Source organism: Bacillus sp. AFS023182 (assembly GCF_002560575.1).
Taxonomy (GTDB): domain Bacteria; phylum Bacillota; class Bacilli; order Bacillales; family Bacillaceae_G; genus Bacillus_A; species Bacillus_A arachidis.
Window position 1 is genome coordinate 33,486 of record NZ_NTRO01000077.1, and the last position, 14,581, is coordinate 48,066.

At 31.9% G+C, this 14,581-nt stretch carries 16 protein-coding genes; 9 read left to right on the forward strand and 7 right to left on the reverse strand.

What is annotated here, in order from left to right:
- Positions 1 to 119 precede the first annotated feature (119 nt).
- From CN288_RS24825 to CN288_RS24840, 4 genes are all read left to right on the forward strand, one after another.
- Positions 120 to 1,442 carry an FAD-dependent monooxygenase gene (locus tag CN288_RS24825; protein ID WP_098303340.1) on the forward strand — a complete coding sequence of 441 codons (1,323 nt, stop codon included), beginning with the start codon at positions 120 to 122 and terminating at the stop codon, positions 1,440 to 1,442.
- Positions 1,443 to 1,532: 90 nt separating this feature from the next.
- On the forward strand, positions 1,533 to 2,042 hold the full coding sequence (locus CN288_RS24830; protein WP_098303341.1) for a GNAT family N-acetyltransferase: 510 nt from the start codon (positions 1,533 to 1,535) through the stop codon (positions 2,040 to 2,042).
- Positions 2,043 to 2,074: 32 nt separating this feature from the next.
- Complete coding sequence (locus CN288_RS24835) at positions 2,075 to 2,596, forward strand: YfiT family bacillithiol transferase (RefSeq protein WP_026590896.1); 522 nt, start codon at positions 2,075 to 2,077, stop codon at positions 2,594 to 2,596.
- The gene (locus tag CN288_RS24840; protein ID WP_098303342.1) at positions 2,536 to 3,078 is read left to right on the forward strand and encodes a GNAT family N-acetyltransferase; all 543 of its coding nucleotides are present in this window, start codon (positions 2,536 to 2,538) and stop codon (positions 3,076 to 3,078) included. Before CN288_RS24835 ends, CN288_RS24840 begins: the two co-directional genes overlap by 61 nt.
- Before the next feature lie 138 nt (positions 3,079 to 3,216).
- Here CN288_RS24840 and CN288_RS24845 read toward each other — a convergent pair whose 3' ends face one another.
- The gene (locus CN288_RS24845; RefSeq protein WP_026590898.1) at positions 3,217 to 3,594 is read right to left on the reverse strand and encodes a PH domain-containing protein; all 378 of its coding nucleotides are present in this window, start codon (positions 3,592 to 3,594) and stop codon (positions 3,217 to 3,219) included.
- 191 nt (positions 3,595 to 3,785) lie between these two features.
- Between CN288_RS24845 and CN288_RS24850 the strand changes: the two genes are divergently transcribed.
- The 3 genes from CN288_RS24850 to CN288_RS24860 all read left to right on the forward strand — a co-directional run bounded on the left by CN288_RS24850 (position 3,786) and on the right by CN288_RS24860 (position 6,156).
- Entirely contained in the window at positions 3,786 to 4,637 is an 852-nt protein-coding gene (locus CN288_RS24850; protein WP_090689488.1) for a patatin-like phospholipase family protein, read from the forward strand.
- 18 nt (positions 4,638 to 4,655) lie between these two features.
- Positions 4,656 to 5,066, forward strand: a complete 411-nt coding sequence (locus tag CN288_RS24855) for a YxiJ-like family protein (RefSeq protein WP_098303343.1) — start codon at positions 4,656 to 4,658, stop codon at positions 5,064 to 5,066.
- Positions 5,067 to 5,340: 274 nt separating this feature from the next.
- Entirely contained in the window at positions 5,341 to 6,156 is an 816-nt protein-coding gene (locus tag CN288_RS24860; RefSeq protein ID WP_098303344.1) for a YwqG family protein, read from the forward strand.
- Between the two features lie 771 nt (positions 6,157 to 6,927).
- On the opposite strand, the gene CN288_RS24865 is transcribed toward CN288_RS24860, so the two are convergent.
- On the reverse strand, positions 6,928 to 7,404 hold the full coding sequence (locus tag CN288_RS24865; RefSeq protein ID WP_098303345.1) for an LAGLIDADG family homing endonuclease: 477 nt from the start codon (positions 7,402 to 7,404) through the stop codon (positions 6,928 to 6,930).
- A gap of 474 nt (positions 7,405 to 7,878) precedes the next feature.
- On the opposite strand from CN288_RS24865, the gene CN288_RS24870 reads away from it, so the two are divergent.
- The gene (locus CN288_RS24870; protein WP_098303346.1) at positions 7,879 to 9,261 is read left to right on the forward strand and encodes an erythromycin esterase family protein; all 1,383 of its coding nucleotides are present in this window, start codon (positions 7,879 to 7,881) and stop codon (positions 9,259 to 9,261) included.
- 417 nt (positions 9,262 to 9,678) lie between these two features.
- On the opposite strand, the gene CN288_RS24875 is transcribed toward CN288_RS24870, so the two are convergent.
- From CN288_RS24875 to CN288_RS24895, 4 genes are all read right to left on the reverse strand, one after another.
- Positions 9,679 to 10,455 carry a Cof-type HAD-IIB family hydrolase gene (locus CN288_RS24875; RefSeq protein WP_098303347.1) on the reverse strand — a complete coding sequence of 259 codons (777 nt, stop codon included), beginning with the start codon at positions 10,453 to 10,455 and terminating at the stop codon, positions 9,679 to 9,681.
- A 422-nt stretch (positions 10,456 to 10,877) separates the two neighbouring features.
- A complete protein-coding gene (locus tag CN288_RS24885; protein WP_231503909.1) occupies positions 10,878 to 11,360 on the reverse strand; it encodes a hypothetical protein in 483 nt (160 codons plus the stop codon).
- Between the two features lie 221 nt (positions 11,361 to 11,581).
- Positions 11,582 to 12,040 (reverse strand): hypothetical protein, encoded by a 459-nt coding sequence (locus CN288_RS24890; protein WP_026590905.1) that lies wholly within the window; start codon positions 12,038 to 12,040, stop codon positions 11,582 to 11,584.
- 183 nt (positions 12,041 to 12,223) lie between these two features.
- Positions 12,224 to 12,661 (reverse strand): NUDIX hydrolase, encoded by a 438-nt coding sequence (locus CN288_RS24895; protein WP_026590906.1) that lies wholly within the window; start codon positions 12,659 to 12,661, stop codon positions 12,224 to 12,226.
- A 153-nt stretch (positions 12,662 to 12,814) separates the two neighbouring features.
- On the opposite strand from CN288_RS24895, the gene CN288_RS24900 reads away from it, so the two are divergent.
- On the forward strand, positions 12,815 to 13,198 hold the full coding sequence (locus CN288_RS24900; RefSeq protein ID WP_255260055.1) for a permease: 384 nt from the start codon (positions 12,815 to 12,817) through the stop codon (positions 13,196 to 13,198).
- A 52-nt stretch (positions 13,199 to 13,250) separates the two neighbouring features.
- On the opposite strand, the gene CN288_RS24905 is transcribed toward CN288_RS24900, so the two are convergent.
- Positions 13,251 to 14,459 carry an L-lactate MFS transporter gene (locus CN288_RS24905; RefSeq protein WP_026590907.1) on the reverse strand — a complete coding sequence of 403 codons (1,209 nt, stop codon included), beginning with the start codon at positions 14,457 to 14,459 and terminating at the stop codon, positions 13,251 to 13,253.
- Positions 14,460 to 14,581: the final 122 nt, after the last annotated feature.

Consider the following 14,581-nt stretch of genomic DNA (forward strand, 5'->3'; position numbering starts at 1 on the left):
TTTATAGCAGGATTTTTTATTTTGTGATTCTATTAATATGCTAGGAGAATAAAGTGGGAAATGGAAAATTATATTTTAGCATCATAAAAGAAGCGGAAATATCTTTCGGGAGGTAGAAAATGTTAGGAAAAGCAATCGTTATTGGTGGAAGTATAGCTGGGAAATTAGCAGCAAAAGCTTTGTCTGATTTTTTTCAAGAGGTAATGATTTTAGAAGTGGGCACAGAGTGGAATGAAAAAAGCCCACGAAAAAGAGTACCTCAAACCCATCATCCTCATGTGTTATTAAAGGGTGGTGAAGAGGCTATTGAGAAATTATTCCCTGCGATTATGACCCAATTAAAAGAAGATGGTGGTATCATAAATAATTTTACTGGAGATTTGAAATGGCATCATTTTGGTTTATGGAAACAACCATTTATTGGAGAGTTGAATGCGGTTCAACAAAGTCGTCCTATGCTTGAGTGGCATATACAAAAAAGAATGAGTGAAGTAAATAATATTACAACAAAATATGAAACAATGGTTGAACAATTGATAATAGATCAGCAACATCACAAAATCTCTGGAGTAAAAGTGCAGTGTATGAAGACAGGAAATAAAGAAAATCTCCATGCAGATCTCGTTGTAGATGCAAGCGGATTTGGTTCGAAAAATATAGAGTGGTTAGAAACATATGGCATAAAGGTAAAAGAAGAAAAAGTATGGATTCAATTATTTTACGCAACTAGGGTATTCCGTTTAAAACAACATAAAAATCCTGATTGGTGCAATTTACTTATTTCTCCTAGCTTTCCTGAAAATCCTTATGGCGCCTTTATTCAAACTATTGAAGACAATTGTTATTTCGTAACTTTTAGCGGATATGCCAATGAGAATGCACCAAAAACAGATGAAGAGTTCCTTGCATTTGCTCAGAAGTTACCTGCATCAGATGTTATGCATTTTCTTGAACAAGCTGAACCAATTACAGATATAAAAATACACAAGATTCCTTATCAAGTTCGTCGCCGATTCGATTTAGTGAAAAATATGCCAGAAGGGTTTTTAGTAATTGGAGATGCTCATTGTCGCTTTGATCCAGTTTTTGGACAAGGAATTTCTGTTGCTGCCATGGAAGCTGTCGCGCTACAAATGAGTTTAAAGAAAAGAACATCGCTGCAGAATGGTTTTACTCGAGAATTTTACAGACGTATTTCTAAGGTGATTGCAACGCCATGGGAAATGGTTACTACAGAAGCATTCCGTCACCCTAAAATAAAAGGAGAGAAGTCTTTTATCCAACCATTTCAACAATGGTATACGAAAAAAGTATATCGGCTTTCTGCGAGTAATACAGATATTTATATTCGTCTGGTTAGGGTAATGAACCTTATTCGTAGTCCTCTACATCTTTTTCATCCTAAGGTATGGTTTGCCATTCTTACAGCTCGACAGAAATAGAGGGAGTTAACCTTACTACAAGCAGTAGGAAATTAACTATTAAATGGCGAATTAATAATAGTTAATCGATTAAAAAGGAATGATTCATAAATGGAAATATACATAGAAAAATTAAAGAAACAAGATGCAGAAGAATTATTTGCTTTTGAGTGTTATAACAGAACTTTTTTTGAAAAGATGGTACCGAGTCGTGGGGATGATTACTATGTTTATGAAACGTTTCAATATAAGCATGATGAATTGTTAAAGGAACAAAAAGAAGGCATTTCCTATTTTTATCTCATACGAAATAAGAAGAAAGCAATTGTAGGTCGAATAAACTTAGTAGACATAGAGAAAGATAGACAATTAGGATATCTTGGTTATCGTGTAGGAAAAGATTTTATCGGAAATGGAATTGCAACTAAGGCCGTTCAATTACTCCAAAATCAAGCAGTAAACGAGCAAATTACTGAAATTCATGCAAAGACAACAAATACCAACATTGCTTCACAAATCGTATTAGAAAAAAGCGGCTTTTCACGTACTGCAATTGATAAAAAAGCTACAGAGTTAAATGATTTCATTCATTACGTTTGGAAACAAACTAAAATGCTATAAAAGAAATTTAAAAACAAAAGGGGAACAATGCAATGAAGGACTTACGTTATCCAATTGGACAGTTTACTCATGAAGGAAATATTACAGAAGAAACGGTAGAGAAATGGATTCAAGAAATTGCCAATCTTCCTAAAGAATTAACAAAAGCAATTAGAGATCTAGATAAGGATCAATTAGATACGCCATATCGAAAGGGTGGATGGACAGTACGGCAAGTTGTTCATCATATTGTTGATAGTCATATGAATAGTTACATCCGTTTTAAATTAGCTCTTACAGAAAATAACCCGACAATTAAGCCGTATAGGGAAGAAAAGTGGGCAGAACTCCCTGACTCAAAATTACCTGTAGATGTTTCTCTTGTATTATTAGATTCATTACATAAAAGATGGGTAAATTTATTAAATTCTTTAGAACAGGCAGATCTTGAAAAAACTTTTAATCATCCAGAATCAGGTGAAACAAAACTAGAAGTAGCAATTGGATTATATGCATGGCACGGTCGTCATCATACGGCACATATTACTTCTTTACGAGAACGGTTAAGTTGGTAAGTGCTATGGAAGTAAAATTAGAAAGAGCAGTAAATTTTGATGCAGAATCTATTTTTGCTATTCAAATACAAGCGTTTAAACCGTTATTAGAAAAATACAAAGACTATAAAACGAATCCTGCTAATGAAACGATTGATAAAGTAATTACGAGAATAAACAATCCTAATGGAGGATTTTATAAAATAGTAGTTAATAATACTCTTGCTGGGGCTATTTGTGCATTTTGGAAACATACGACGACCCAGTTCTGGATTAGTCCTATGTTTATTCTACCTAATTATCAAGGAAAAGGGATAGCCCAGAAAGTATTCGTTTTAGTAGAAAAGATGTTTCCAAAAGCAGCTAGTTGGGAATTAGCTACAATTTTAGAAGAAGAACGTAATTGTTATCTATACGAGAAAATGGGTTACATTCAGACGGGAGTAAAAAAGAAGTTGAATGATCATACAACACTTGTTTATTATAAAAAAGTAGTATCATAATTTTTAAAGGGATAGATAAAACAGAATAAATCTGTGTCATCTATCCCTGTTATTTTGTATTTTTAAAACAAAATAATGTATGTTGTTCCAAAAAATACGGGGTTATAACTTTTGTTTTTGCATAAAAATGCAAAAAGGCTATTTTGTTGTATATTTTACTAAAGCTTTTTGGACGTTTAAAATACTGTCATCACCTTTTAATTCTTTTGTGATTGGATCGTGCATACTAGATATCCAAATTTTCAGTTCTGCATCTAAATCAAAATGTCCTGCTGTTTCGATGCTAAATTGTGTAATGCTTTTATAAGGAATAGAATGATATTCTGTTTTCTTACCAGTTACTCCTTGTTTATCTACTAAAATCATTCGTCGATTTGTAAATACAATTAAATCTCGAATCAATTTATATGCATACTCAACTTGTTCATCATCAAGCATAATTTTTTGTAAGTCACGCTCAACATTTTCTGTACTCGTATCAGATGCATTTCCTAAAATACCACTAAATAAACCCATATAAAATTCCTCCTTTGTAATCTGTGGAATGAGTTTCTTTTATTGTATCACGTTATAGACTAAGAGATTCTTACAATGCAGCAAGAGCTTTTGAAAGAGAATGCAATGAATTTATTGATACTTCATCATAATATCTTGTGCTAAAATATAAGTATTTATAAGTTTAAGAAACAAATGCAGAGGGAGTATACATGAAAAATATTGGTTTAGTATTAGAAGGTGGAGGCATGAAAGGATTATATACAGCAGGCGTGCTTGAATACTTCATGGAAAATGATATGTTTTTTCCATATGTAGTTGGAGTATCCGCGGGAGCATGTATGGGAGCAACCTATTTATCCCGTCAAAAAGGGAGAAATAAAAAAGTAAATACAGAGTTAGTGTCTGATCATCGGTATATATCTTATCGAAATTTAATTCGAAAACGAGAATTGTTTGGTATGGATTTTCTTTTCGATGAGGTGCCTAATCAAATTGTACCATTTGATTTTCAAACCTTTTTAAATACAAATGAGCAGTTTGTAATCGGCACAACAGATTGCGAGGCAGGAGAGGCTGTCTATTATAATAAGCAAGAGCACGGGAATGATATATTGAAAATTATTCGTGCATCAAGTTCTGTACCATTTATCGCTCCTGCTGTGGACTATGATGGTAAAAAGCTTTTAGACGGAGGGATTATTGATCCAATCCCTGTTCGAAAAGCGCAAAAAGATGGATTTCAAAAAAATGTTGTTATTATGACGAAGCCAGAAGGATATGAGAAAAAGCGTAATAAATTTTCGCCTATAGCAAAATATTTATATAGACGATATCCGAAAGTCTCTGAGCTTTTAGTAGAACATTATCGTTTTTATAATGAAACAATTATGTATATGTCTTCGGAATTACAAAAAGATAATTTTTTTGTGATTCAACCAAGTGCGCAACTTCCTGTTAGCGGGATTGAAAGGAATAAAGGAAGACTCGTTAACTTATATAACTTAGGGTATAACGATGCAAAAGAACAGTACGATAACTTATTACGATGGATAAATAACTAAGAAAATTGAGGAGAGCCATTGATACTAGGAAAAAAGGTGATTTTTGAAGAGTTAATGAAACTATATAGTCATTTATATAAACCATTCCCACATCGTGATACGCGTAACATGTATCGAGATTTTAAGAAGATGTTTTCTGAGGATGATTGTATAAATGCTGATTTGGATTTATATTGGATGAATATCTCAGGAACATTAAGTTATGTGTTAAATGGAAGGATAGAAAAAATTCCATTTAAGCAAATAAAATTACTTCGCGTATCATTTTTTGATCGCTTTAAACAATTTCGCTTTTTAGAAAAACATATTGAAGATTACTACATATTTTATAGAGACTATATGTATTATGAAAGAGCACGTAAATTATTACTTTATTATCTGACTTATGAAAAGACCCAACACANNTGTGTTGGGTCTTTTCATAAATAATACAACATTTATAAACTTGAAATCCCTTCTTGTATTGTAGATCGATTAACTGAGCTTATTTACAACAATAAAATGAACTCATTGAGGATTCTGAAGAAGCAGCAAAAATAGTTCGGACAATTAATAAATAGGGTTTAGAATATCACTTAATTTATCCTGCAAGTGCATAAAAATGAGGGTGAAAACAGAATTTTAGTGTTTTTCCATAAACCTACCACTCGTTATATAATCGAGATAGGCTTATTTTATATATCATGTAAGGGAGAAATGGAGAATGACAAATACATATCAATTACAAATACCAAAGCAATTAGAACAGTATAGGGATATTTTAGAAAAAAGTGTAAAACCTTATATTAAAATTACTGGTAAGATAGGGGAAACAACATTATTTCAAAGCAAATTTGGTGGTTATCCATATTTACCAATTAACCATGAGCACCCTAAAGATTCAAACGGAAAGCCGATGGTACTACTTGCACAATTAAATTTTGAAGAACTTCCTCATATCGAACCTATGCCGACAAAGGGTTTGCTACAGTTTTTTGTAAATGGAGAAGATGATCTTGTTGGTGCTGATTTTGATCATCCAACAACACAAAAAGACTTTCGGATTATTTATCATTTTGAAGTAAATTATGACGAATCACAGCTTGTAACGGATTTTAGTTATTTAAATAATCTTGATTTAGAGCATTTTGTTATACCCGAAGCAGCTAAGTTATCATTCGAACAAGCTTATCAACCTGTAACAATAGGAGATTATCGTTTTGAATCATTTTTTAAAGATACAGTTGATTTAGAAGATATCGTTGATAAAGAAGAAGAAATAGAGTTTGGTGAATTGTATGAGGAGTCTTTTGAGAGTCTAGGACACAAAATTGGTGGATATCCGTTCTTTACACAAAGCGATCCAAGGGAATGGGACGAATCATATCAAAAGCACAATATTTTACTGCTACAAATTGATACAGATGATTCTCTAGGTATTATGTGGGGAGATTGCGGCGTTGCGAATTTCTTTATAAACAAAGAAGACTTGATCAATTTAGATTTTACTAATGTACTTTATAATTGGGACTGCTGCTAAAGGAATTTAAAGCCACTCTCTAAATATCTATATAGATATTTAGAGAGTGGCTTTGTTTTTGCTTGAAAAGAAATATTTTAAGAAATTATACATTGCATGCGCGGGTTTTGATGAAAGTCACACCGAAAGAAATGTGAATTGCATTTATTAGAGATTCCTTTTTGAAATGAGAGGAGATTTTTTTAGTAATCCAAAATATGTTATGTTAACTAGATGGATATCGGAAATACAGAGCGTATACAAAAGGGTTAAGTGAATAAACACCGGAATTATATATATTCAATAAACAAGATGTTTAAGTATTATAAAGAACGAAAAAATTAATGATGAATTTATGAATCAAAATAACTGCTAATAACAAATAATTTAATCGCTCGTTTTATTAAGTTATAGTCGTTACAGTATCAATAATTAATCAGAGAAAGTTTTAGAATAAATTTGCTGTGACAAATTTGATCTTAAATCTATATAAAGACTAATACAATTAAGCGAAAGCATATATAGTGAGTTTCTTTGAAAAATCCCTGTTCCGTCTCAAAAAGTATAGTTTACTTAGATTTTGAGACGGAACGACTTTTATTTTCATAACTACCTATAATTTATATTATGTTAACTAGAAAAAAGTAATAAACTTACTAAAAGTATTTTTTATACCCTTTCCTTTCGCAGTGTGGATTTTCATTTTAGTCACTGTTAGTTTCGCATGTTGCAGTTACTTTAGATTAAGTGAATATAATGTACGAATGCTAAACAACCAGTACGTATGCACGACTAGTTGTTTAGCATTCGTACTGGTGATCGAGTTTGTTTTAGTATGTGCACAAAAACTATTTTTTCATATGATTTGCAAGGCATAATTCCATGTATGTTCATTAGATCGTTTTTCATTATTTTGCTATTTAGATTCAACATATAAACGCCGGTATTCTTGTTTTGGTATAACGGCTGGTCTGAATTGAGTTCTACCTTTATATCTTCTAAGATGCTGGATTCTTTTTGAGAAATACTTACAGATTGATTATCCTTTATAATGACACCATCGGCAATGAAGAATCCTAAAATATACGCCATATTGTTAGACCAATGTTTAAAGTAATCTTCATTCAAACTATATTTGCGTTTCCAACTACCTTGTGTTCGTTTTTTAACGTTGTTATCTGTTAAAACCATCCGAACATATCTAGCTGTGACGTTAGCTAATTTTGCGATATTAGACGTACTTTCCCCTTCTAAATACAGTTTAATCATTTCGTCCTTTTCCAGTGCGCATTTAGAATTTTTTTGCTCCGATCAACCATTTTGATTAGCTCCCTTCACTTGATATAAATTAAGTGTGCACCTTATTCTACATCATATAAAGGAACTAACGTTCTTTCTATTTTATCTATCGAAATTTAAGATAACATTTTTATTCACTGTAGATCTTCGTATCTTCCCTTCTTTCTGCTGTTATTTGCTCTTCCTGTACTGTACTGTACGTTTGTTCAATTTTTGTGGTAGCTATGTAGCATGTTTCCTCGAGCTATCTTCCGTCGGTTCTTTTTACACCCTTTAATTTATAGAATTTTTAAATTTAATAGAATTATCACCCTTTTCTTCTTGATTTGTATAAATTCCATCCTTTAATATGAATATGTAAACCTAAATGTTCCTATTTTGTTTAAATGAATCATAAATGATTAGATTTAGGTGATAAAGTTTATAAAATCAGGAGTGATATGTGTGTTTTCGAAATGGAAAAAAGGATTAGTAACTACTTTATTTGCACTAACAACGTTTTCGACAGTAGCATCTGCTGAAGAACTGCCTACAGATCAACAAAAATGGCAGAAATGGGTTAGTGAACATGCAGTTAAATTACAGGAACCAACTGCTAGCTCTAATGAGGATTTATCATTTTTAAAACAAACCTTGCAGGACAAACGTATTGTCTTATTAGGTGAATCTACTCATGGTTCCACAGAAATGAATCAATCAAAGGTTCGGATGATTAAATATTTGCATGAGGAAATGGGTTATGATGTACTTGCGTTTGAATCAGGCTTTGCGGAAGCGAATGCTGTATATCAAAACATAGATGATTTAACAGCTGAGCAAGCTATGAAAAAAGCTATTTATGGAGTATGGCATACAGAAGATGTAGAAGAATTATTTCAATACATAAAAGAGCAAAAAGAAAAAGGAACACCCCTTATTTTAACGGGATTCGATATAAATATCCCGTGGAATGCTTCAGCTGCTACATTTGCAACTTTTGCAAATGAATGGATTAGTAAATTGAATCCTGAAATAGGGAAACTACTCGTAGAAGCAGAAAAAGAAATTGTGAAATATCGTTCTGTCTCTTCTTATGAAGAGTTTCAAACAATGCAGAAACCTCTTTTAAGTAAATATGAAAGAGTAAAAGAATTTATCCAACAACATAAGAATGAATTACAACAAATAAAACCTAAAGCATCTTATAATGTAAATCTTCTAGAAAAATCGATTAGTACTCGAATTGATACGCTGAAAACGCATATTCCAAATGAAGTAAAAGAAGAAATACAAAGAAAACAAAAAACATATAACGAAAATGAACAAGCATTGAATGAGTCCACTTTTTACTCTCGGGATAAAGAAATGGGACAAAATTTAGCATGGTTAAGTGACATGCAATATAAAAACAAAAAAATAATTGTGTGGGGTCATAATTATCATATAAGAAAACAGAATTATAATATGCTTTTGAGTTTCCAGTATGCTATGGGTCTGTCCAAAAAACACCCTAATATGATTGACTTTTTGCCAAAATACTTGAAAAATCAAATGTATTCTGTTGGTTTGTATGCATATAGCGGAAGTAGTTACGATGACAGTCAAGACTCTATTGTAAATGTGAATAAAAAACATGAACCCAATAGCATTGAAGAAATCTTGAAAGCTGCTCAACATCCACAAGTCTTTGTAAACTTAAAAGATGTGAAAAAAATTCCCGAAACGTCTTGGATGTACTCACAGACTATAGGACAATATTGGGGGCTTATTCCTGAATATATGATTCCGAACCAACATTATGATGGTATTCTATGGTTGGAACACATTTCACCTGCTCAGTATAAATAAATACACAGCTAAACGCGCTATTGAGATAAGATGGTGCGTTTTTTTATACATCTTTAACACCATGATGTTTCATACTAATACTGATGTTTTTTACGAACGTCTTCTCCCTTTATGAAATTATTAGATTATATGTCTTCTTCTGAAGGTAAATAAGAAAAAACACCTTTTATAGGTGTCTAAGAATCTTATATATCATACAAATCAATTGGAATTATTCTTTTTTCTCTCTACCTGTATTCCCATAACCGAAAATCTCAAAAACGAATTCACATAGACCAACTACGACTTCCCCAATTATTTCGTGCATTTTCCTACACTCCTTTTTTGTAAATCTATCTTAAGTATATGAGTTGGATGTTTTTAAGTGCTATTGGAGAAAGTGACATAAACATTACAAATTTGTAATGTTACTCTAGTTTAAATGACACCAAATTTCTTTAATGCGTAAGATATTCCTCCTTCGCTTGCTTTTTTAGTAACAAAGTCTGCTTTTTGTTTTAATGTATCTCCGCCATTTTCCATGGCAATTCCAAAACCTACATACTCCAACATGTCGATATCATTTTCGCCGTCACCGAAAGCAATGGCTTCGGATTTGCAAAAGTTGAGATGCTCTAATACTTTTTTAATCGCAGCTGATTTGGATACTTCTGTTTCTTCAAGTACATTCATTACGTAGCCATGAAAACGCTCGAATCTAAGTTTTGAAAATCTATCTAGAAATTTTTGTGCTTCATTGTCGTCCACATACAAACATATACAGTAAATTTCCTCTGATAGAGATTTCATTTTTTCGGGATATTGTGTAAGGTTTAAAGTTTCTTTTAATGCTCTCATAACCCGCTCATCGTTGGAACCCATGCCGTTCATCGTAAATAGCTTGGTAAAATAAGAAACACCGTGTCCGTTCAACTCAGCAAAAGCTGAGACATCTTGAACTGTTTCTGTTGATAGTACTGATTTATGTATAACTTTCTCGTTACATGTTATAAGTGCACCATTAGCAGAAATAAATGTATCAATGCCCATAGTCTTAAACTCTTGGCACAAATTGTACGGTCTTCCTGTTGTAACTACAACTTTTATTCCTCTCTCGACTAATTTCTCAATTGCTTCTTTTGTGCTTAACGGTATACTTCTATCCACTTCACTTAATAGGGTGCCATCGACATCGAAAAATACAATCTTGTACATATTTAAACCTCCCTTGCTATATAAATACATCTTTATCCAGTATCTTAAAGACGTTTGATTTTGACATAAAAAGTTTTATTACACTTCGTATTTAGTAAGGCTTATAAAGTTATTTAAATTTCATTATGGTGATTATTAATTCTCTTTCGAATTAAAGTGACGTGTGTTATATAGTTATACTCGGGTTGTCTAACCTGTTAAAATCTTTGCATTCATATTCTACTAATGTATGATTTATAATGATATACCGATGTCCTAATACATGCGGCTCATTGAGTATTTTAGATAGAAAGCAAGGTATCATCTCCCCTACCCCATAATAATAATCACTAAGTATCATGGAAATAATTGATGATCTATTAATTTAATCGCCTTCTTTAAATAATTACCATTCGAAGGACTTTTTTATTTTTATGTTAGTCCTATTTATTTTCTGTAAATAGCTTGTTGAACAATGAGTAAGGAACCGTTTTTTTAATTAACAATTCGTAAACTTCAGCACCAACATCATGTAGAGTTACATAGGCAAAGAAATCTTCTGTTGTATCCAACAACGAAAATGTATTTTTAAGTCTATTCATTACATTGATTCCTATTAAAACTAGCTGCTCTTCAAAAAACGATTTATGAAATGCTATCTTTCTTTCGACATCAAGTATTGGATGCTCCGTATTTATACAATAGTATGCGTTTGTGATTTCTTCTAATTGTGGAGTGATTAATTCATTGAAAAAGGTAAACGGAAATGATGAATCATGGTACCGAACACCATTTAAGCTATTAAGCTCTTCTTCTGATTCATCAGAATACCATTTATCAACTATCTTTCGGTATGCATGTTCTGTATTTATTGATATACCGCAATAGCCTCCCTCAGTACCAACATACAATGCGAGTACAAACACATCTTTATTATTTTCGGAATGAGAAAATTTTTCTATGACTTTAGAACTGGCTTTAAAATTTTCAGGAGTATAAGCAACAAAACCTTTTTGATTTGACTTCCAATCTCCATTAATTACTCGCTTTAGTAGCTCGGTATAATCCCCTTTTTTCTTTGTTTTTACGTATTATTTGTTTGTATTTTGATATTCGTTATTATCTAATAATGTAAAGCAGCTATTACTTATATAATGGTATAGTCATCAAAATATTGATCGATGCTTTGTAGTTTTTCTACTTTAAAATTTGTAATAGCAAAAGAACTCTTATGTAAATGTAACGTTTCATCTAAGGTAATAATGTTGCCGTCTTTATCAAGCATTATGAACGAATAAACGCCCTCTATAGTAGCTGTTACTTTTCCTAACGCTTTTTTATCCAACCATATAGATAGTCCTGCAAACAAAGAAGCAGTAACAAACATTTTGTTATCTATTAATTCAAGTTTAATATAGTCTGGACTGTCAATATCAAATAGCTCGACGTAATTACATTCCGAATTTCCGTATTCTTTTTTAAAATTATCAATGAAACTACTAATAAACATTTCTTTGTTATTCAAATTTTCTAGTATTTCTCCACTTTCATTCAGTATAAGTTCCTCAAGTTTTTCGTTTGAAAGTATTTCGTTATATATTCGCATAGTTATTTCTCCTAAGCCCTTATTATTTCTGTGCATAATAATTTAAATGGTAACGATTTGTTTTTTAATAAACCTTTTTCATCCATGTATTGAATCAATTATTTTAATTTCTTTTCATGGGATATTCTTAGTTATCAAGTATCTTTCCCCTTATATTTGTTTCACCTTAAAATATTAGTTGTATTATTTGTGAATGATTGTCCCATTAAAAATATATGGTACAGTTACTTTTCGTTGTAACAGACCTTTCACATGTTCGGGAAGTCGTAAATATGTTTCAGCGGTTTGTAACTCCATCCATTTAATTTCCTCGATTTCTTCGGGCCTTGATATGTGTATTGCTCCACCTGTGATTTTCCCTACAAAGTTAATAAAAATAGCATGGTGCCCTTTTTCCTCAAAAAATGCTTCACTTATTGAAAAAATCCCATCTACCTCTATATCTAATCCTGTTTCTTCTTTTACTTCACGAATTGCTGCTTCTTCTAACGTTTCACCAAACTCGACTGCACCACCTGGTAAAGTAAAATAAGAACCATTTGTGCCTGTATTTTTAACCATCAATACTTTTTCTTGAAACTCATCAAAAAGTAGTACGTATGTTACAGTAACTTTTTTCATAAGAACCTCCTTAGTAAATTTCTAATATACAGTTCTATATAAGGTGTTGTATCCCCTTGTTAATAAATTTTAAATATTATCATATGGAATATTAAGGATGTCATTTGTTTTTATTTAAAGAAATAGTAGGAAAAATGATTGTGGATGGATGAAATGAAACCTCATAAAAAGAAACGACATAATCGGAGAGCGTATGGGCAATTCTTAAGTCAATGTTGGGTTAATATAAAAATTTTTTTAAAAATGTTATTCATTTTAGGACTTTTAGGTACATTTGTGGGATTTGGTTTTTACATAGTGGATTCAATATCGCATCGAGAATTTACAGTGTACCTTGCTTTGGCTTTTATAATTTGCTTTGTGTTGTCCTATATTCTAGCGCATATTATCAGTAAAGTTAAGAACTGGAATTTTTTAAATGCAGATGCAAACTTTGATGGAGATATCGGAGGTTGTTTACTAACTCTTATTTTATTTCTATCATTTTTATTATTATTTGGTGTGAACTACATCGTTTGTAAAATAACTGGAAATTAAAAAATTTAATTCCTTTTCAAAAGAGCCCTAGTATTCATTTAGGGCTCTTTTCTTAAGCTATTTTTTGATATAGCTTTTGTTTTTCTTTCTTTTTCTCTTTATTTGGTGGTCGAATTAAAATAGCAATAACAAAGGATATAATACACAGTATACCGATTGTAATAAAAGTAGGCTGAAACCCACCTAACAAAGCGCCGATAAATGCCCCCGCGAGTGCTCCAAAGCCAAAACCTTGATATACGATTCCATAATTTGTACTATGATTTTTTAGACCGAAGAAATCCCCCACAATTGCCGGAAATATGGTGATATTACCTCCGAAACAAAATGCAACACTTGCAACACAAGTAAAATAAATAGCGTAGTTTAAATTCATAAAACTGAGTGTGAACACAGACAAACCGATTACGACAAAAGTTGCGGATACAATTTTTAATCGACCTATTTTATCCGACAATGTCCCGAGAATAATACGGCCTGCAGTATTAAAGATTGCAATCATTGCAACGGCATTCGCTGCGGTTGCTGCACTCAGTCCTACGAGTTGAACTCCGATATCTTTTACCATACCGATTAAATATAGACCGCTCATGCACGATGTAAATAACATAAAAAATAATAAATAAGCTTGTTTTGTACGTAACATTTCTTTCGGTGAATAATCACTACTTACAGTTTCAGATACTGTTTCATTTGTAGGAGCCTCACGTAAGAAGAAAGATCCCACGAGTATTACAATCAAAACGATTATGCCCCAATATAAAAAAGCTTCCGATACACCAACTGTATCAATTAGCTTTCCATTCACGTATTTAAAAATTAAGCTTCCCATTCCATATGCTGAGACTGAAATACCAGAAATTAAGCCTTTACGATTTGGAAACCATTTAATTAAATTTGATAATGATGTGATATAAGCTGTTCCATCTGCATACCCTACGACGACACCAGCTAGTAAATAAAGTAACGCTAATGAAGAGACTTGTGAGCTAAGAATTAATCCAAAACCAAGAATAATTCCTGCAGTTGCAATAAGTTTACGAAGTCCCATTTTTTGTTGTAATTTACCTGCAAACAAAGTTGAAAACGATAAAGAAAAGCTGGTAATTGAAAAAGTTATCGCCACAGTATGAAGTTCCCAGCCAAATTTACTTACTAAAGGTTGATTAAACAAACTCCATGTATAAATAGTTCCCAGCCCAATTTGCACGATGATTGTGCCTAGGACAATAAGCCATGGGTTTATAGATGCTTGTTTCATGCGAACTGTCCCTTTCTTATCATGACATGATTTATCACAATTTAGTATATCCGTGTTAAAAGACGAGATACGAATTTAAAAACTGGAAATTAAATTAGAGTGATTGTATAAAATCAACAAAA

Coding starts and splice junctions, on each gene's coding strand:
- CN288_RS24835 (WP_026590896.1), top strand. CDS start 2,075: ATGAAGGACTTACGTTATCCAATTGGACAGTTTACTCATGAAGGAAAT.
- CN288_RS24895 (WP_026590906.1), bottom strand. CDS start 12,661: ATGAAAAAAGTTACTGTAACATACGTACTACTTTTTGATGAGTTTCAA.
- CN288_RS24845 (WP_026590898.1), bottom strand. CDS start 3,594: ATGGGTTTATTTAGTGGTATTTTAGGAAATGCATCTGATACGAGTACA.
- CN288_RS24905 (WP_026590907.1), bottom strand. CDS start 14,459: ATGAAACAAGCATCTATAAACCCATGGCTTATTGTCCTAGGCACAATC.
- CN288_RS24850 (WP_090689488.1), top strand. CDS start 3,786: ATGAAAAATATTGGTTTAGTATTAGAAGGTGGAGGCATGAAAGGATTA.
- CN288_RS24865 (WP_098303345.1), bottom strand. CDS start 7,404: ATGATTAAACTGTATTTAGAAGGGGAAAGTACGTCTAATATCGCAAAA.
- CN288_RS24860 (WP_098303344.1), top strand. CDS start 5,341: ATGACAAATACATATCAATTACAAATACCAAAGCAATTAGAACAGTAT.
- CN288_RS24875 (WP_098303347.1), bottom strand. CDS start 10,455: ATGTACAAGATTGTATTTTTCGATGTCGATGGCACCCTATTAAGTGAA.
- CN288_RS24900 (WP_255260055.1), top strand. CDS start 12,815: ATGAAACCTCATAAAAAGAAACGACATAATCGGAGAGCGTATGGGCAA.
- CN288_RS24840 (WP_098303342.1), top strand. CDS start 2,536: ATGGCACGGTCGTCATCATACGGCACATATTACTTCTTTACGAGAACG.
- CN288_RS24825 (WP_098303340.1), top strand. CDS start 120: ATGTTAGGAAAAGCAATCGTTATTGGTGGAAGTATAGCTGGGAAATTA.
- CN288_RS24890 (WP_026590905.1), bottom strand. CDS start 12,040: ATGCGAATATATAACGAAATACTTTCAAACGAAAAACTTGAGGAACTT.
- CN288_RS24830 (WP_098303341.1), top strand. CDS start 1,533: ATGGAAATATACATAGAAAAATTAAAGAAACAAGATGCAGAAGAATTA.